Source organism: Amphritea atlantica (assembly GCA_024397875.1).
Classification (GTDB): Bacteria; Pseudomonadota; Gammaproteobacteria; order Pseudomonadales; family Balneatricaceae; genus Amphritea; species Amphritea atlantica_B.
The window spans coordinates 3,490,179-3,507,549 of the sequence record CP073344.1; the positions used below are offsets into that span (position 1 = coordinate 3,490,179).

At 53.0% G+C, this 17,371-nt stretch carries 17 protein-coding genes; all 17 read right to left on the reverse strand.

The genetic code is table 11. The annotated features are described in order from the left end of the window. Positions 1 to 63: 63 nt before the first annotated feature. Positions 64 to 522 carry a regulatory protein RecX gene (locus tag KDX31_16150; GenBank protein ID UTW02851.1) on the reverse strand — a complete coding sequence of 153 codons (459 nt, stop codon included), beginning with the start codon at positions 520 to 522 and terminating at the stop codon, positions 64 to 66. Positions 523 to 655: 133 nt separating this feature from the next. Further along, on the reverse strand, positions 656 to 1,699 hold the full coding sequence (gene recA / locus KDX31_16155) for a recombinase RecA (protein ID UTW02852.1): 1,044 nt from the start codon (positions 1,697 to 1,699) through the stop codon (positions 656 to 658). A 97-nt stretch (positions 1,700 to 1,796) separates the two neighbouring features. After that, positions 1,797 to 2,291: a CinA family protein gene (locus KDX31_16160; GenBank protein ID UTW02853.1), complete on the reverse strand. Its 495-nt coding sequence runs from the start codon at positions 2,289 to 2,291 to the stop codon at positions 1,797 to 1,799. Positions 2,292 to 2,890: 599 nt separating this feature from the next. After that, the gene (gene moaD, locus KDX31_16165; GenBank protein UTW05423.1) at positions 2,891 to 3,142 is read right to left on the reverse strand and encodes a molybdopterin converting factor subunit 1; all 252 of its coding nucleotides are present in this window, start codon (positions 3,140 to 3,142) and stop codon (positions 2,891 to 2,893) included. A 95-nt stretch (positions 3,143 to 3,237) separates the two neighbouring features. Beyond that, positions 3,238 to 3,768 (reverse strand): CBS domain-containing protein, encoded by a 531-nt coding sequence (locus KDX31_16170; GenBank protein ID UTW02854.1) that lies wholly within the window; start codon positions 3,766 to 3,768, stop codon positions 3,238 to 3,240. Between the two features lie 230 nt (positions 3,769 to 3,998). Then, positions 3,999 to 4,589: a molybdenum cofactor guanylyltransferase gene (gene mobA / locus KDX31_16175; protein UTW02855.1), complete on the reverse strand. Its 591-nt coding sequence runs from the start codon at positions 4,587 to 4,589 to the stop codon at positions 3,999 to 4,001. A 1-nt stretch (position 4,590) separates the two neighbouring features. Further along, positions 4,591 to 5,820, reverse strand: a complete 1,230-nt coding sequence (locus KDX31_16180; GenBank protein ID UTW02856.1) for a molybdopterin molybdotransferase MoeA — start codon at positions 5,818 to 5,820, stop codon at positions 4,591 to 4,593. Then, a complete protein-coding gene (moaB, locus tag KDX31_16185) occupies positions 5,817 to 6,365 on the reverse strand; it encodes a molybdenum cofactor biosynthesis protein B (GenBank protein ID UTW02857.1) in 549 nt (182 codons plus the stop codon). The genes KDX31_16180 and moaB overlap by 4 nt, the downstream gene beginning before the upstream one ends. Positions 6,366 to 6,376: 11 nt before the next feature. Then, positions 6,377 to 6,754 carry a zinc-binding protein gene (locus KDX31_16190; protein UTW02858.1) on the reverse strand — a complete coding sequence of 126 codons (378 nt, stop codon included), beginning with the start codon at positions 6,752 to 6,754 and terminating at the stop codon, positions 6,377 to 6,379. Further along, the gene (locus KDX31_16195) at positions 6,751 to 7,458 is read right to left on the reverse strand and encodes a Crp/Fnr family transcriptional regulator (GenBank protein ID UTW02859.1); all 708 of its coding nucleotides are present in this window, start codon (positions 7,456 to 7,458) and stop codon (positions 6,751 to 6,753) included. The genes KDX31_16190 and KDX31_16195 overlap by 4 nt, the downstream gene beginning before the upstream one ends. Position 7,459: 1 nt before the next feature. Next, positions 7,460 to 8,461: a GTP 3',8-cyclase MoaA gene (moaA, locus tag KDX31_16200; protein ID UTW02860.1), complete on the reverse strand. Its 1,002-nt coding sequence runs from the start codon at positions 8,459 to 8,461 to the stop codon at positions 7,460 to 7,462. Between the two features lie 142 nt (positions 8,462 to 8,603). After that, a complete protein-coding gene (can, locus tag KDX31_16205) occupies positions 8,604 to 9,260 on the reverse strand; it encodes a carbonate dehydratase (GenBank protein UTW02861.1) in 657 nt (218 codons plus the stop codon). 20 nt (positions 9,261 to 9,280) lie between these two features. Then, entirely contained in the window at positions 9,281 to 10,102 is an 822-nt protein-coding gene (locus KDX31_16210) for a peptidylprolyl isomerase (GenBank protein UTW02862.1), read from the reverse strand. 76 nt (positions 10,103 to 10,178) lie between these two features. Then, positions 10,179 to 10,853 (reverse strand): respiratory nitrate reductase subunit gamma, encoded by a 675-nt coding sequence (narI, locus tag KDX31_16215; protein UTW02863.1) that lies wholly within the window; start codon positions 10,851 to 10,853, stop codon positions 10,179 to 10,181. A gap of 16 nt (positions 10,854 to 10,869) precedes the next feature. Beyond that, on the reverse strand, positions 10,870 to 11,604 hold the full coding sequence (gene narJ, locus KDX31_16220; GenBank protein ID UTW02864.1) for a nitrate reductase molybdenum cofactor assembly chaperone: 735 nt from the start codon (positions 11,602 to 11,604) through the stop codon (positions 10,870 to 10,872). Next, positions 11,597 to 13,174, reverse strand: coding sequence for a nitrate reductase subunit beta (gene narH, locus KDX31_16225; protein ID UTW02865.1), 1,578 nt, complete (start codon positions 13,172 to 13,174; stop codon positions 11,597 to 11,599). The genes narJ and narH overlap by 8 nt, the downstream gene beginning before the upstream one ends. After that, positions 13,171 to 16,923: a nitrate reductase subunit alpha gene (locus KDX31_16230; protein UTW02866.1), complete on the reverse strand. Its 3,753-nt coding sequence runs from the start codon at positions 16,921 to 16,923 to the stop codon at positions 13,171 to 13,173. Before KDX31_16230 ends, narH begins: the two co-directional genes overlap by 4 nt. Positions 16,924 to 17,371: the final 448 nt, after the last annotated feature.

A 17,371-nucleotide genomic window follows, 5' to 3' on the forward strand; every position in this document is an offset into this window, starting at 1 on the left:
ACCTTCGAGGCTGTTTTTTAAAAGTTTCTCATGGACAACAGAGCAACCAGTCATACATAGGCGTTACTCCTGGCCCATTGCGGATCCGATGACATAGCTAATCTGCTCTGAAGTGAAGCCCCGCTGAGCCATAAAACGCATTCTTTTGCCACGTTCCTTATAATCAGACGGGTCCAGATCCGTTCTGTATTTGCGCTGATACAAATCCAGCGCCAACGTGAACCAGTCAGGCTCTGCCGATTCAAAAGCCGCCGCTATCAACTCACCGTCAATCCCTTTACGCTGCAGTTCAAAACGTATTTTTATCAGTCCCTGCCCCTGCCCAATCCGCATACGGATGAAACTTTCGGTAAAACGCTGATCGGACTGATAACCATTGAGTGCCAGGCCATCAAGCACAGCGTCGATATCAATGTCTTCACAACGACTCGCCAACTTATCCCGTAACTCTTTGCGGGAGTGCTCTCTGCGTGCCAGCAACCCGATCGCAGCATTTTTGGCTTCAGATTGAGTCTGGTACATACCCCCCACCTATCTAAACTGATTTTTTGACACTATTTCCCCAGACGTATCGCCGTATTACTAACCGGCGTAACGAACCTGTGGATACAAAAAAGGAGCCATTCGGCTCCTTTCATTTATACAGATCAATCGGTTACAGATCCAGTTGTGGCTCTGCCTCCGCTTGTTCCTCTTTAACTTTGGGCTTCACTACCGCCAGCAGTTTTTCACGGATCGCCGCTTCTACCTCGGTTGCGATCTCAGGGTGCTCTTCAAGATATTTTGCGGCATTAGCCTTACCCTGACCAATCTTGGTTCCCTGATAGGCATACCATGCGCCGGACTTATCAACAAAGCCATGCTTAACGCCCAGATCGATCACTTCGCCCATATGGTAGATACCCGCACCATACATAATCTGGAACTCCGCTTCGCGGAAAGGCGGTGCGACCTTATTTTTAACAACCTTAACCCGGGTCTCGTTACCAACGATCTCATCGCCCTGCTTCACCGCCCCTATCCGCCGGATATCCAGTCGAACCGATGCGTAAAATTTCAGCGCATTACCACCGGTGGTTGTTTCAGGGCTACCGAACATGACACCGATCTTCATACGAATCTGGTTAATGAAAATAACCAGAGTATTAGCATTCTTTACATTACCGGTTAATTTACGCAGCGCCTGAGACATCAGACGAGCCTGAAGCCCCATATGGGAGTCCCCCATCTCACCCTCAATTTCAGCTTTAGGTGTTAAGGCGGCTACCGAGTCAACCACCAGCACATCGACAGCATTGGAACGCACCAGCATGTCGGTAATTTCCAGTGCCTGCTCGCCGGTATCGGGCTGAGAAACCAGCATTTCATCAACATTCACACCCAGTTTTTCTGCGTAACCAGGATCCAGCGCATGCTCCGCATCAACGAAGGCACAGGTTTTACCCATTTTCTGGGCTTCAGCAATAACCTGCAAAGTCAGAGTCGTTTTACCCGAAGATTCAGGTCCGTAAATCTCAACAATCCGGCCAGTCGGCAGGCCGCCAATTCCAAGCGCAATATCCAGCCCTAATGAGCCGGTTGATATTGCCGGAATCGCTTCCCGGGGATGATCCCCCATCTTCATTACGGCACCTTTACCAAACTGACGTTCAATCTGACTCAGGGCAGCATCAAGTGCTTTCTGTCTGTTCGCATCCATTGTAATGACCTATCTCTGCAACGCAGTTAAAATACTGTATGTTTGACCAGCATTATTAACATAGCGCGTTGTGTTTGCAAGAAAAAAATATGTTTTTTTATACAGTGTTTTTATTTAGTTGTTTTATAAGCCCTTTTAACGCTTCCCTGACTGCTGACAGACGGACTGCATGGCGATCGCCGGCAAACTGAAAACAACGGGCTTCCACCTCACGCCCCTCAAAATACCAGGCCATCCATACCGTGCCCACGGGCTTTTGCGGGGTTCCGCCCCCGGGGCCTGCCACACCACTGATAGACACACTCAATACCGCCCGGCTGTTATCAACGGCTCCTTTAGCCATCGCCATCACCACCGGCTCACTGACCGCACCATCACTGATAAACAGCTCTGCCGGCACGCCCAGCATCCGGGCTTTAGCCTCATTACTGTAGGTAACAAAGCCACATTCAAACCAGTCTGAACTTCCTGCCAGCGCAGTAATTTCCTGCGCCACCCATCCCCCGGTACAGGACTCCGCGGTTGCAATCCTGATCTGCTTATTCAGTGCCAGTTGTGCCAGTGTTTCAACCAGCGGGTTTATCTCTGTCATCACTATTCCGAACGCTGTAATTACTATACAAAAAATATTTTCACGCGCCGCCTGAGACCGCCGTCGTCAGCTCCACCTTTACTAGGCTCAACGCTATTTTCGGGACTTTATGGACGGGATTGGCAAGGCGACAATCATATCCCGCAACCCCCAGGCGATGTAAGCATAGATGATCAAAATAACATGCGCTGCACACTCAAATATGACAATACAGTCACCAATGTCCCTGAAATCCGGAATTAATTAAATCGACACAGCCCGGGAAAAGCCCCGTCAGTACTGGAAGACTAGCGGTAACCCGTGGAATGCAGGAATGGTGAGGATTCTGAGCGACTCCCGGCAGCGGCACGCGCAGATCCGGTTGAGTACTCCGGACAGTTTCTCAGCCGTTATGGCAGAGCGGGTACAGGGCAATAACCGATATTTTTAATCGTAAGAGATACTGTCTATAACTGATTTAATGCCTCTGAAAACATACCAGTAATACACGACTGTCGGTGTGTTTTCCCAGGGTAAATTATATGCAGCTACACAACCCAGGCCGCCATCCGTCGCAACGGACTACTTAGCTGACGAAACAAGATTTATTCAGATACGCTTCAACCGCCGGTTACCGGCGGGAAAAAAGCGACCTCATCGCCCGGAGTAATGGCTTTATCGCGGGAACAAATTTCCTGATTAACCGCAGTACAGATCAATTTACTCGCAAGGGCTGATTGCCATTTATCGCCTCGCAGGCTCCCCAGATACATCATTAAGTCCGCAACGGTCTGGACCTGTTCAGGCAATTCAACAGCCTCCCTGTCGACTCCGAGAACGTCTCTTAAGCCGGCAAAATAACACAGTGTCAGCATTACTCCTGCACCTCAACTCCGTGGATTCAATATCGCTATCGTCATCCGTTTAACCATCGCCCTGTCCCAGCTTGCCTGATACTTCAGACTGATCAGACAGCCGCCTGATCTGCTTGCGTACTATTCTCAGTATGGTAAAGCTTGATGCCCGATAGCAGCTTCAGGATATCCAGAGTCGAGACCGCACCACAGATTTTTTCATCCCGTGTAATAAAGATCCTGTGCACGCCTCTGCTGTGCATCGTTTCGGCAAGTTCAGTCACCGGCGTCGTGTCAGATGCCGAAATAATAGACCGGGTCATAATCTCGGCGACCAGATGGTTTTTATGCTGATCACCATCGGATAAACCTAATTCATCCGGTGAGAAGCCTTCAAGGGTATTGTAATAGTACTGCGTGGTGGGGTTTTCATTCATTGAGTGCGATGGATTACCGTCAAATGTGAGAATATCACTCAGGCTGACGACGCCGATAAACTCTCTCTTAGACGATAACACCGGTGCGCCGGTGACTTTATGACGGTTAAAAAAATCGATCAGGGTCTGGATAGACCAATGCTCTGACACTGTCAGTAAGTCTTGTGACATTATATCGCCGGCGACCATTTCTGTGCGGGTATTCATCGTTTTCATCCTCTGCATCAGTTCTAGCGACCTGTTAACTGCAGGCCTGAAACTACGATTACACATGGCAACCAGACGGGCTATATCTCAGAAGTGGTAATCGGACCGCAGCAGGGGCATTAATACCCCAGACATTGATCTGAGTTAAGAAACAGTGGAGAACTTCAACCGCTGCAGGCTGTTTCCAGTCACAGTAATCCCATCAGAACAACCACTAAAGCGGGCCTGCATCACCCCACAGCCAGCAGTTCGGGGGTATTAAAATTCAACAAACAATCACTATCCCTACTGACATCCAGGGCAACATGCGGCAACTGTCGGTACCAGCGCCCCACCGCTCCCTGACCCGAAGCCAGCCATTGCTCCAAAGCGGCCCGGTAACATACCGGAATAATCGCATGCAGGTAATGTTCACGCGCTCCGGTTTTCAGGAAAACAATATGCCCGGGATAAAGCCGGGCATGACGTACCAGCAAGCCTAACACCTGCTGACTGACCAGAGGGGTATCACAGGGTAATACCAACAGGTGACTAACGTCGGCTTCCAGTGCGGCCAGAGCGGCCTCAACACCTGCCAGCGGCCCGCCGAAGCCCGCCTTCCGATCACCCACCAGCGTCTCCCCAAAACCGGCATAGAGGTGTTCATTACGATTACAACTGATGAGCAGCTGATCAACCACAGGCCTGACCTGCTGTAGTGTCCAGCTAATCATGGGGGCTTCACGGAAAGACAGTAATCCCTTGTCCTGGCCTCCCATACGGCTACCCTGTCCACCGGCAAGCACAACGCCCGCGAGTCGGTTAAACCCTGTGCCAGACATATCAGCTCAACAACCCGTCGAAGGGATAAAAGGCCAGTAAATCGCTCTCACCCACCGCATGTTCTGCCGGTATCCGCAAGAATCCCTGCGCCAACACCGAGGAGCTCAGTACACCCGAGCTCTGACTATGGACCGGCGCGGCATACAACTGTCCATCGCGCCATTCCAGACTGGCACGCAGAAATTCATCCCGGGGTATCGCCCGGTCACGCCGGAAACCACTTTTAACCGGAAAACAGGGGGGCTCGACTACGTTGCACCCCTGCATTGCGAGCAGATAAGGACGGGCAATCATCAGAAAAGTCACCAGCACTGCTGCAGGGTTACCCGGTAACCCCATGAAAGGCACCTGACCGATACGGCCGTACGCCAGAGGCTTGCCCGGCTTGATCGCCAGCCGCCAGAGATTCAGCTCACCGAGACTTTCAACTGCGGCCTTAACATGATCTTCCTCGCCGACGGATACCCCGCCACTGCTGAGAATCAGGTCAGCGCGTTCGGCAGCTAAACTGAGTGCATCGCGGGTTTCGGCCAGCGAATCACCGACAATACCGCTGAATAACACCTCGACACCCAGCGTCTCAAGCATCCCTTTCAGGGTGTAATAATTGGAGTTGTAGATTTTACCCGCAGCACAGCTATCACCGGGCATCACCAGTTCATCACCGGTGGTGATAATCTCCACTCGCAGACGCCGATAGACTCTCAACCGCTTGAGACCAACGGAAGCGATCACCCCGAGATGGCGGCCATCAAGCCTGACGCCTTTTTCCACGACACAGCTGCCGGGTAAAATATCCTGCCCTGCCGGACGAATATTATCCCCGGCTGACGGCGTCTCACTGAGGATGACCCGGTCGCCATCCCGGCTGCAGCGCTCCTGCATCACTACGGCATCGGCACCGGGCGGTATTTCAGAACCGGTAAAGATCCGTGCTGCCGTACCCGGCAGTAAGTGATCTCCCTGCTGACCCGCTGCGATACGCTGACTGACCGGCAGACACAGATCCTCCGGCAGGGACTGGGTGTTCACCGCGTAGCCATCCATCGCACTGTTGGCAGCGGGCGGAACCGCAATCGGCGATATCAGCGTCTCCGCCAGCACCCGTCCACAGGACTGATCCAGGGGCAGAATTTCGGTTGCATCAATACACTGAGCCGATGCCAGTAACTTATTCAGCGCCTCAGCAAAGGGCATCAGCCCACCACCGTCACAACTACAGCCACTCATGAGCGTGGCCCACAGGCACTGCTGACGTCCGGCAGCACCATTTCGACAAAGTTACAGGGGCGGTGACGGGCATCAAGCTGCTCACAGATGACCTTTTCCCACGCGGTACGACAGGCCCCGGGAGAGCCCGGCATGGCAAAAATCACAGTCCGGTTGGCGACCCCCGCGATCGCCCGGGACTGAATCGTGGAGGTACCAATCTCGGCATGAGACAGCTGACGGAACAACTCCCCATAGCCCTCTATCGTCTTATCGAACAACGGCAGTAACGCTTCCGGCGTATTATCGCGGACCGTGAAACCGGTGCCACCGGTCACCAGCACCACCTGCACATTGTCCCGGGCGATCCAGTCAGACACAACCGCCCGAAGCTGATAGATATCATCCGGTCTGATCTGCCGATCCGCTAACAGATGCCCGGAACCTTGCAGACAAGTCTGAAGCGTATCACCCGAACCATCCGTTGCCAGAGTCCGGGTATCGGAAACGGTCAGTAAAGCTATATTCAGGGGTTGAAACTGTGCATCTTTTTTCGCGTGCCCCATGACAAAACTCCTTAATTCGATTCGACCTGCAGGCCATCAATCAGTTGCTCCACGTGCAATACCACGCGGTCAACCTCACTGCTGCCCACTTTGCAGCCAATATGTTTTTTATAACCCTGTTCATAGAGCCGGACATGCCGGTCGGCGACCACCGAACACTGTTCCAGGCAGGCGGCAACACAGTGCAGCCGACAACCATCAATGGCAATAATCGGACGACCGGAACACGCCGTTCTGACCAGCGAGGGAACCCCGCCACCGACCCCTGAAATACAGGACATTTCAGCCTTATTCCGGTGATCCAGGCGCACCGCAACATCATTGGCCAGTTGCGCAACATCAGAGCAGCCCGAACAGGCATATACCAGCGGTAAATCACGTCGTTTCATTGAATCAGCCTTTTCAACCCCGCCACACTGAAAATAGTCAGGTGACGACCATGGACATCCAGCAGACCTTTCTCTTTGAAATCACGCATAACCCGGGATAGTGTTTCTGGTTGCATCGCCAACCGTGATGCAATCAATTGTTTCGTTGCCGGCAGTTTCACTTCGACGCCCTCCTGCTCGCTCTCATCGATAAGGCTCAGAATAAAATGGGCGACACGGTGGGCAGCGCTCTGCTGTGTCAGGGTCTCAATATCGCCGATGCTTCGTTTCAGCCGACTCGCCAGTGAGCCTAAGATGCCAAAACAACTTTCATAGGACTGGTGCAGCAACGCCAGATAATCCTGACTACAGATCGACAACACGGTAGCGGGCTTAACCGCCGTAGCATGCGCCGGGTAATGCTGCTCTGTCATAAACATGGCCGCTTCGCCAACAGGATCCTGTTCACCGAAAACATTGATCACAATCTCTCTGCCGCCGGAGGTGAGTCGAAAAAACTTAATACTCCCCTGCAACACAATATAAAACCGTTTCGCCTCTTCCCCCTGATTAAACAGACGTTCTCCAGCGAGCAGTTGCAAAAGCCGGGCTTTTTTCATCAAAGAAGAGAACTGACCATCGGTCAGAGCTGACAGCAATACATGCTGACGCAGCTTTTCCATAGAATAGTGAGTCACGCTATTCAAACCGGGTAACACAATCATATTATCCACCGGTCATATTCATAAAGCGTAACACCTGGGGAGCATCCTGATCGGCAAATCCATGCCCTTCCGGCTTACGGGTAATGGCATCACGTATCAGGCTCTCGAGCCGCAGGGGTTCACCCGGATAACGACGTAACACAGCCCTTAAGTCCACTGAATTTTCCTGGCCCAGGCAGAGCAACAAGCGCCCCTCGGCAGTGACCCGCAGACGATTGCAGCTACTGCAGAAATTATGACTGTAAGGTGAGATAAAGCCGATGCGGCCTGACTGTCCGGGAATGCGGTAATAGCGGGAAGGCCCGCCTGTCGTCTCGGTACTGGGCAACAGCTGAAACCGCTGTTCGATATGCTGTTTCACCTCATCACTGGAGCAATGCACCTGCTTTCGATCATGACTGCTGATCTGTCCCAGCGGCATCTCCTCAATAAAGCTGATATCAATGCCTCGCGCCTGGGCATATCCCAGCAGATCAAAAATCTCGTCATCGTTATAGCCACGCATCACCACTGTATTGAGTTTGATGCGTTCAAAGCCAGCCGCAACTGCAGCATCGATCCCAGCCAGCACCTGAGCCAGCATATCCCGACGCGTCATGCGGGAAAAGCGCTCCGCATCCAGACTATCGAGACTGATATTAATACGCTTCAGACCCGCATCTTTTAACGGCTGAGCCAACCGGGTCAGTTGCGAACCGTTGGTCGTTAATGTCACTTCGTCCAGCCCGGGCAGAGACGCTAACGCGCTGATCAGTTCGACAATCCCTCTGCGTACCAGCGGCTCTCCGCCCGTGAGGCGAATTCGGCGGATTCCCAGATTCACCAGCGACCGGCCCAGCGCGACCAGTTCCTCCAGTGACAGAACCCGGGCCCGGGGCAGAAACTCCATGTCTTCGGCCATACAGTAGACACAACGAAAATCACAGCGGTCAGTTACCGATAAGCGGATGTAATCAATTTTTCTCCCCAGGCCGTCGATCAGGCCTTGTGACGTGTCAATCATCGCTGTGATCCTCTGCTACAGATGCATCGATTATTCCTGACGGCCAGACCACCACCTATACCTACGTAGAGGTAATCAACCGACTCCTTTGGGGTGGTATTGATCTGGCTCAATATTGGGGCGGCTCAGGGACCAGCCGGACTCAATAACCCGACGTCCGCCCCTGGCTGATCTCGTTCTGCATGACATAGATGGCAGGCGTATCCCCATCACTGTCGATATCCATCTTCAAATCTTTAATCAGTCCGTCTTCTATACTGTAGATCCAGCCATGCACAGCCAGTGACTGACCTTGTTGCCAGGCCTTTTGTACGATGCCCGAGCGACAGATATTTTCCACCTGCTGCAACACATTCAGTTCGCAGAGACGATTAACGCGGCTTTCTTCATCCTCTTCTGCCGAGAGTAAATCCTGATAACGGTGACCAATGTCCTTAAGATGCCGCAGCCAGTTATCAATCAGTCCGAAATCCTGATTACTCAACGCGGCACGAACACCGCCGCAGCCATAGTGGCCACAGACGATAATATGTTTAATCTTAAGAATATGAACCGCAAAGTGAATGACTGACAGACAGTTCAGATCGGTGTGTAACACCAGATTGGCAATATTACGGTGGACAAACAGCTCACCCGGTAACATCCCGACAATCTCATTAGCCGGCACCCGGCTATCAGAACAACCGATCCATAGATATTCGGGGCTTTGCTGGGCTGCCAACCGTTTGAAAAATCCCGGTTGCTCCCGTTCGATCCGCTCAGACCAGCAGCGATTATTGTGTAACAGATCGGCTAGCATTGCTTCGCTCTCCCCCCGCCTTACTGCACCAGAAGGGAATCGGCAGCCTGTAGCTCTATTCCCTCGACCTCAGCATCAGATACCAGTAAACAGATGTACTGATTCACGGCACGACGGTAATTCCGCTCGATCAGATAGGCCCGTATCCGGTCTTCCACCGCCTCATAGGGTAGCGGTTCACCGTCGATCCGCTTATCGATCCGGGTAACGTGAAAACCGTAACGACTCTCCAGCGGACGCCCGGCCAGCCCCTCAGGCAGGCTGAATATCTGACGTTCGAACTCGGCGACGGTCTGTCCTTTGTCGATCTGCCCCAATTGCCCGGCCAGTTCTTTCGATGGACAGGCAGAGTGCTGCTGAGCGATGTCAGCAAACATCTCGGGGTGCTGTTGCAGTGTCTCAATCAGCACCTCAGCCTGCGCCTTCCGCTCCGCACGTCCTTCCTCATCATCCGGCGCTACGGCCAGCAGGATGTGCGATACCGCCAGCAACGGCTGGGTACAGAACTTGTCCCGATTGGCTTCAAAGTAGTGACGGCACACCTGATCGGTTGCCTGCGGCAGATCGACCTCGCGCTTAATTAATTGCCGGATCAGGGCCTCCTCTCCGGTTTCACCCGATTCAGGCCTGACTGTCAGCTGTAACGCATCGGCCCGCTGTAATAACAACTCACGCACCACCAGTGCCTGAGCGGCCTGTGCTCGCGATATTTCCAATGATTCAGCCGGATAATACTGGATCTCCTGCACGATACGCTGCTCATCAAGGGTAGTGCCGTTAACCACCACCGGAGCAAACTCGGGCATCTCTCCACTTATCATTGCATGTTCAATCATCTGCATGCCGGTTACCTCGTATATTCTTTAATTAGATCACTGGGGATGAGTCGGGGGGCAAAGCCCCCCTCCTGCAGTCAGCTCAGCGCTGACGGACTATCTGATAGTTACGGGCAAAATATTTCACCGGTACACTCCAGATATGCACCATGCGCGTGAAGGGGAACACCACAAACATGGTCAGGCCAATGAAAATGTGCAGTTTGTACACCAGGCCAACCCCCAGCAGGTGTGTTGCAGCATCCGCCTGTAAAGTCACCAGTCCCTGCGCCCAGTCAGCCAGCAACAACATCACACCGCCATCCAGATGCCCAAGGGCAAAGGGAATGGTCAGCAGACCCAGACTCACCTGCACAAATAACAGCACCAGGATAAAAATATCGGCTTTAGTACCGGTGGCACGCACTCTCGCGTCACCCAGACGCCGCTTCAGCAACAGCAGTGCGCCCGTCCAGCAGGCCACGCCCGCCAGACCACCGACAATAATTGCCAGCAGCTGCTTGTTACCGGCCGAAATAAACGGCGCATACAGAGCATGCGGCGTCAGCAGGCCAACCAGGTGACCAAAAAAGATCACCAGAACGCCGACGTGAAACAGATTACTGGCCCGACGGAACCCCTTTGAGCTGAGCATCTGGCTGGAACTCGCGCGCCAGGTAAACTGCTCACGGTCATAACGGATCCAACTGGCGATAATAAATATCGCACCGGCAATGTAAGGATAAACGCCAAAAAACAGATCATTCAGATAAGACATTTCTCTTCTCCAGGGCTCAGAAAGAACCGGCTGATTCAGAAGGAGCGGACGGGGACAGCGGCTGAATATTCAGCGGCTGTACCTTATCCAGTTCACGGCGGCGCTGGGAAATCGCATTATCCCCGCAGTCCTGTGCACTGTTTTCAGTAAACCGCACCATCTCCTCTTCCCAGACTTCATCCATCGCTTCGGGCGTATCATCACGCACCTCAGCAGCCACTTTCTCCCGTAGTTCTTTGCGTTCCACCGGCACCCCGGTGAAACTCAACAAGACTTCAAACAACAGTGCATAATTGCACTTTCGCTGATGCAGCCGGGTCTCAAGCAGGGCCAGAATATGACTGACGTCTGCCAGCCACTGCTGTACTTCAGATGCCGGACGCAGGGACAGGTATTCAAGAAACAGCGGCAGATAATCGGGCAGCTCACGCACATCGATTGCAAAACCCTCTTTTTCATACACCGCCATCAGGTCGACCATCGCCTGACCACGGTCACGGCTTTCGCCGTGAACGTGTTCAAACAACAGCAGTGACAGTGAACGGCCACGGTCAAACTGTGATACATAGTTCTCCTGAGCATCCATCAGTTCCTGATTACAGAGTTGCTCGATGAATTCAATCAACTTTGCCTGCTGAGCCTCAGGTAAACCCTCGTCTGACTGCACTTCATCAATCAGTGCCTGACGTGCTTCAAAGAGTTCGCTTTCCGGATAGCCCAACAACGCCGAAATAACTTTCAGACTACGCATCTTCCACCTCCCGGTCCTGCAGTAACTGTGGATCCACATGCTGAACAGCGCTGACCTTCTCAACCATGGTGACGTTCTGTTTCTTCGCCCCGAACAAGTTGAATTCAGTCTCACCACCGGCACAGCCGTTACCAAAACTGAAACCGCAACCGTTACGCTCAGGGAACGCTTCGCGGGCCAGCTCACGATGGCTGGTCGGTATCACAAAACGATCCTCATAATTGGCAATTGCCAGGTAGCGGTACATCTCCTTCGCCTGATGCTCTGTCAGCCCGGCATCTGCCAGAACCTCCAGATTGATCTTGCCTTCCACCTGTTCATCGCGTTTATAGGCACGCATAGCCAACAGACGCTTCAGAGCACTGATGACGGGTTTTTCATCCCCGGCAGTCAGCAGGTTAGCCAGATATTTCACCGGTATACGCAGACTTTCCACATCCGGAATAGTGCCGTTCATACCGATCTTTCCGGCATCCGCAGCGGATTGGATCGGGCTCAGCGGTGGCACATACCAAACCATCGGCAACGTCCGGTATTCAGGGTGTAGTGGCAGAGCCAGCTTCCAGTCCATCGCCAGTTTGTACACCGGAGAGTTCTGTGCCGCCGTGATCACGCTATCGGTAACACCGTCCTTACGGGCCTGTTCAATGACCGCCGGATCGAACGGATCGAGGAAGATCTCCAGCTGTTTCTCATACAGGTCCTGCTCATTACCGGCAGAGGCAATTTCCTGAATCCGGTCTGCGTCATACAACATCACACCCAGGTAGCGGATACGACCCACACAGGTTTCAGAACACACCGTTGGCATACCGGATTCAATCCGTGGATAGCAGAAGATACACTTCTCAGACTTACCGGTTTTCCAGTTGTAGTAGATCTTTTTGTACGGACAGCCGCTGACACACATACGCCAGCCGCGGCATTTATCCTGATCGATCAGAACAATACCGTCCTCTTCACGCTTGTAGATGGCACCGGACGGACAGGATGCAGCACAGGCCGGGTTCAGGCAGTGCTCGCACAGTCGCGGCAGGTACATCATGAAAGTATTCTCGAACTCGCCGTAGATCTCTTTCTGGACGTTGTCGAAATTCTTATCCTTGGAGCGCTTTTTGAACTCAGTACCGAGGATCTCCTCCCAGTTGGGGCCCCATTCGATCTTCTTCATCCGGTCACCGGTGATCAGTGATCGCGGCCGGGCTACTGGCTGATGTTTGCCTTCGGGTGCGCTATGAAGGTGCTGGTAGTCGAAGTCGAACGGCTCATAGTAGTCGTCGATTTCCGGCAGATCCGGGTTGGCGAAGATATTCGCCAGTACCCGCCATTTGCCACCGATACGCGGCTCGATACTGCCATCGGCTTTCCGCCGCCAGCCACCGTTCCACTTATCCTGATTCTCCCACTCTTTGGGGTAGCCGATACCGGGCTTGGTCTCGACATTGTTGAACCAGGCGTACTCCATACCTTCGCGGGAGGTCCAGACGTTCTTACAGGTGATCGAGCAGGTGTGACAACCGATACACTTATCAAGGTTCAGCACCATGCCTATTTGAGAACGGATTTTCATTGTACCGCCTCCTGAACATAATCATTATTCTCGCCATCCAGCCAGTCGATGTTCTTCATCTTACGTACAATGACGAACTCATCCCGGTTGGAGCCCACAGTCCCGTAGTAGTTGAAACCGTACGCCTGCTGTGCATAACCACCGATCATATGCGTCGGTTTCGGGCACGCGCGGGTGACCGAGTTATGAATACCGCCACGGGTTCCGGAGGTCTCCGCACCCGGGATATTCACGATACGTTCCTGGGCGTGATACATCATGGTCATCCCTTCGTTAACCCGCTGCGACACCACGACACGGGCGGCAATCGCACCGTTACTGTTGAAGATTTCAACCCAGTCGTTATCTTCTATGCCGACCTTCTGTGCATCCACTTCAGACATCCAGATGATCGGACCACCGCGGGACAACGTCAGCATCAGCAGGTTATCGCTGTAGGTCGAATGAATACCCCACTTCTGATGCGGAGTGATCCAGTTCAGGGCGATTTCCGGGTTACCATTAGGCAACTTATTCATCATCGGTTTGACCGACTTGGTATTAATCGGCGGCCGGTAAACCAGCAGACTTTCACCGAAATCACGCATCCACTGATGATCCTGATAGTACTGCTGCCGTCCGGTCAGGGTACGCCATGGAATCAACTCGTGAACGTTGGTATAACCCGCATTGTAGGAAACATGCTCATCTTCCAGGCCAGACCAGGTCGGTGAAGATATGATCTTACGGGGTTGCGCCTGCACATCACGGAAGCGGATCTTTTCATCCTCTTTCGGCTTCGCCAGATGGGTATGATCCAGACCGGTAAACTCACCCAGTGCCGACCAGGCCTTCACGGCAACCTGACCATTGGTTTCCGGCGCCAGACCGAGGATCATCTCCGCCGCATCAATCGCGGTTTCCAGTTTAGCCCGGTCTTTACCGGCACCCTCTTCGCTATGCGTCCAGTTGAGTTTCTTGAGTAACTCAACCTCATCCTTCGTATCCCAGCTAATTCCCTTACCACCATTACCCAGGCTTTCCAGTAAAGGGCCGACCGAGGTGAAGCGAGCGTAGGTATTCGGATAGTCGCGTTCGACCACCGCCAGATTTGGCAGCGTTTTACCCGGAACCGGTTCGCACTCGCCTTTCTTCCAGTCTTTAACATCATAGGGCTGAGACAGTTCTCCCGGTGAGTCATGCTGTAAAGGCACGGTAACCAGATCCTGTTCTACACCCAGATGACCGACACAGACCTTGGAAAATGACTTCGCAATGCCTTTGTAGATATCCCAGTCGGAACGGGCTTCCCAGGCGGGATCGGTGGCCGCAGACAGCGGATGAATAAACGGATGCATATCCGAGGTATTCAGATCGTCCTTCTCGTACCAGGTGGCAGTCGGCAACACGATATCGGAGTACAGGCAGGTGGTAGACATACGGAAATCCAGTGTCACCAGCAGGTCAACCTTGCCCTCTGCCCCCTGTTCGTGCCATTTGACCTCTTCCGGCTTAGGCCCATCTTCGGCGCCCAGATCCTTACCCAGCACCGAGTGATTGGTACCCAGCAGGTACTTGAGCATGTACTCATGGCCCTTACCGGAGCTACCCAGCAGGTTAGAACGCCAGATAAACATATTCCGTGGGAAGTTCTTCGGGTTATCCGGATCCTCAGCGGCAAACGCAATACCACCGGATTTTAACTGCTCAACCGTATATTCCTGCGGTGTTACGCCGGCGGCTTCCGCAGCCTTGGTAATTTCCAGCGGGTTCTGATTCAACTGTGGTGCAGACGGTAACCAGCCCATCCGTTCGGAACGCACATTAAAGTCGATCAGGCTGCCGGTATATTTGGACTTGTCCGCCAGTGGTGACAGAATTTCATTCACTTCCAGTTTTTCGTAGCGCCACTGACTGGAGTGGTTGTAGAAGAAGCTGGTACCGTTCATCTGCCGTGGCGGACGCTGCCAGTCGAGACCAAATGCCAGCGGTAACCAGCCACACTGTGGTCGCAGCTTTTCCTGCCCCACATAGTGCGCCCAACCGCCGCCGCTCTGACCGATACAACCGCACATTACCAGCAGGTTGATCAGGCCACGGTAGTTCATATCCATGTGATACCAGTGGTTCATACCGGCACCGACAATGATCATAGAGCGACCTTTGGTCTTGTTTGCAGTGTCGGCAAACTCACGGGCGATCTGAATCGCCACATTGCGATCCACACCGGTGATCTTCTCCTGCCAGGCCGGGGTGTAAGGCGCATTATCATCGTAGCTGTCCGCCACAAAATCACCGCCCAGACCACGATTAACGCCATAGTTTGCCAGCATCAGGTCGCCAACGGTGACCACCAGGGACTCACCCCCATCGGCCAGTCTGATTTTTTTCGCCGGCAGATTGTGATGGATCACATCACTGAAGACGTTATTGGTGAAGTATTCATTTTCAACGCCACCAAAGTATGGGAAACCGACCGAAACCACGTCATCGTGACTATCGATCAGACTGATTGCCAGACGGGTATCCTGACCTTCGCCACCCTCTTTCTCTTCAATATTCCACTTACCCTTCTCTCCCCAGCGGAAACCGATGGAACCGTTGGGCACCACAAAGCTGTTGCTGTCTGAATCAAAGGCGACGGTTTTCCAGTCCGGATTATTTTCCTGTCCGAGCGACTGATCGAAGTCGGCGGCGCGGATAAAGCGGCCCGGCGCATAGCTGCCGTCTTCGCGCTGCTCCAGCTGTACCAGGAACGGCATATCGCTGTATTTACGCGCGTAATCGTTGAAGTACTCGCTGGGCTTATCGACATAAAACTCTTTCAGAATCACATGCCCCATGGCCATCGCCAGTGCAGCATCAGTACCCTGTTTCGGGTTCATCCACTGATCGCACAGCTTAGCGACTTCGGAATAGTCCGGAGTGACGGCCACGGTTTTAGTTCCCTTGTAACGTACTTCAGTAAAGAAGTGAGCATCCGGGGTACGGGTCTGCGGCACATTGGAGCCCCAGGCGATAATGTAGTTGGAGTTATACCAGTCGGCCGACTCAGGTACGTCTGTCTGCTCTCCCCAGGTCATCGGTGACGCCGGTGGCAGATCGCAGTACCAGTCGTAGAAACTCAGACAGGCTCCACCGATCAGTGACAAATAGCGGGCACCGGCCGCATAGGAAACCATCGACATCGCAGGAATTGGCGAGAAGCCGACCACCCGATCCGGGCCATACTGCTTAATGGTATAAGCGTTGGACGCGGCGATAATTTCATTCACCTCATCCCAACTGGAACGGACAAAGCCACCCAGTCCCCGTACCGATTTATATGACTTAGCTTTTTCCGGGTTCTCGACAATAGACTCCCAGGCATCCACAGGATCCTGATGACTTAGACGAGCCTCACGCCACAGTTGCAGCAGGCGCTTGCGAATAGTTGGATATTTCAGCCGGTTAGCGCTGTAGATATACCAGGAATAACTGGCACCACGGGGACAACCACGAGGCTCATGATTAGGCAGATCGGGTCGGGTACGCGGATAGTCAGTCTGCTGGGTTTCCCAGGTAATCAGACCGTTTTTAACGTAAATTTTCCAGCTGCAGGAACCGGTACAGTTCACCCCATGGGTGGACCGGACAATCTTGTCATGCTGCCAGCGCTGGCGATAGCTATCCTCCCAGTCACGGCTTTCCGTGGTGGTCTGGCCGTGGCTGCCGGAAAAACTTTCCGGCTTCTTCTTCAGATATTTTAGTCGATCAAGCAAATGGCTCATTTCATTATCTCCTGAAGCCTCTTGGTCAGGACAAAATTCATCGGCTGATGAATTTCTCTGCTTTATTTCCCCGGAGCAGACATCCACTGTACTGCGATTCCGGATTCCATCGGGTCTGGATGCAAGCGATGCTGCGACATTGCAGCCCGGCCTGCGGTTTACTGTAGTGCTGAAAGTACGTGATATCCGGCTGAAGTCTGTTGACCCAGATCAACACTCTGAAAACTCGAAAGCGCCCGAAAAAAGCCTATACCACCAAAGTGATACGCCCACAAAAAACACATAACCATTTGTTTTATTTAATAAAAAAAGAACAGAGAGGAGTAGAACAGAGGACTTATCAACAACCAGGTTCTTTATAGGTATGCCACCCTGGTGAACCACAAAAGCGACTTTTTCATGCGACAGAAAGACACGTAAGAACGCTGCCCACAGCCGCCAACAGAAC

Bases quoted from the DNA above. Each gene is read 5' to 3' on its own strand.
- KDX31_16150 (UTW02851.1), bottom strand. From the start codon at position 522: ATGTACCAGACTCAATCTGAAGCCAAAAATGCTGCGATCGGGTTGCTG.
- recA (UTW02852.1), bottom strand. From the start codon at position 1,699: ATGGATGCGAACAGACAGAAAGCACTTGATGCTGCCCTGAGTCAGATT.
- KDX31_16160 (UTW02853.1), bottom strand. From the start codon at position 2,291: ATGACAGAGATAAACCCGCTGGTTGAAACACTGGCACAACTGGCACTG.
- KDX31_16170 (UTW02854.1), bottom strand. From the start codon at position 3,768: ATGAATACCCGCACAGAAATGGTCGCCGGCGATATAATGTCACAAGAC.
- mobA (UTW02855.1), bottom strand. From the start codon at position 4,589: ATGTCTGGCACAGGGTTTAACCGACTCGCGGGCGTTGTGCTTGCCGGT.
- KDX31_16180 (UTW02856.1), bottom strand. From the start codon at position 5,820: ATGAGTGGCTGTAGTTGTGACGGTGGTGGGCTGATGCCCTTTGCTGAG.
- moaB (UTW02857.1), bottom strand. From the start codon at position 6,365: ATGGGGCACGCGAAAAAAGATGCACAGTTTCAACCCCTGAATATAGCT.
- KDX31_16190 (UTW02858.1), bottom strand. From the start codon at position 6,754: ATGAAACGACGTGATTTACCGCTGGTATATGCCTGTTCGGGCTGCTCT.
- KDX31_16195 (UTW02859.1), bottom strand. From the start codon at position 7,458: ATGATTGTGTTACCCGGTTTGAATAGCGTGACTCACTATTCTATGGAA.
- moaA (UTW02860.1), bottom strand. From the start codon at position 8,461: ATGATTGACACGTCACAAGGCCTGATCGACGGCCTGGGGAGAAAAATT.
- can (UTW02861.1), bottom strand. From the start codon at position 9,260: ATGCTAGCCGATCTGTTACACAATAATCGCTGCTGGTCTGAGCGGATC.
- KDX31_16210 (UTW02862.1), bottom strand. From the start codon at position 10,102: ATGCAGATGATTGAACATGCAATGATAAGTGGAGAGATGCCCGAGTTT.
- narI (UTW02863.1), bottom strand. From the start codon at position 10,853: ATGTCTTATCTGAATGATCTGTTTTTTGGCGTTTATCCTTACATTGCC.
- narJ (UTW02864.1), bottom strand. From the start codon at position 11,604: ATGCGTAGTCTGAAAGTTATTTCGGCGTTGTTGGGCTATCCGGAAAGC.
- narH (UTW02865.1), bottom strand. From the start codon at position 13,174: ATGAAAATCCGTTCTCAAATAGGCATGGTGCTGAACCTTGATAAGTGT.
- KDX31_16230 (UTW02866.1), bottom strand. From the start codon at position 16,923: ATGAGCCATTTGCTTGATCGACTAAAATATCTGAAGAAGAAGCCGGAA.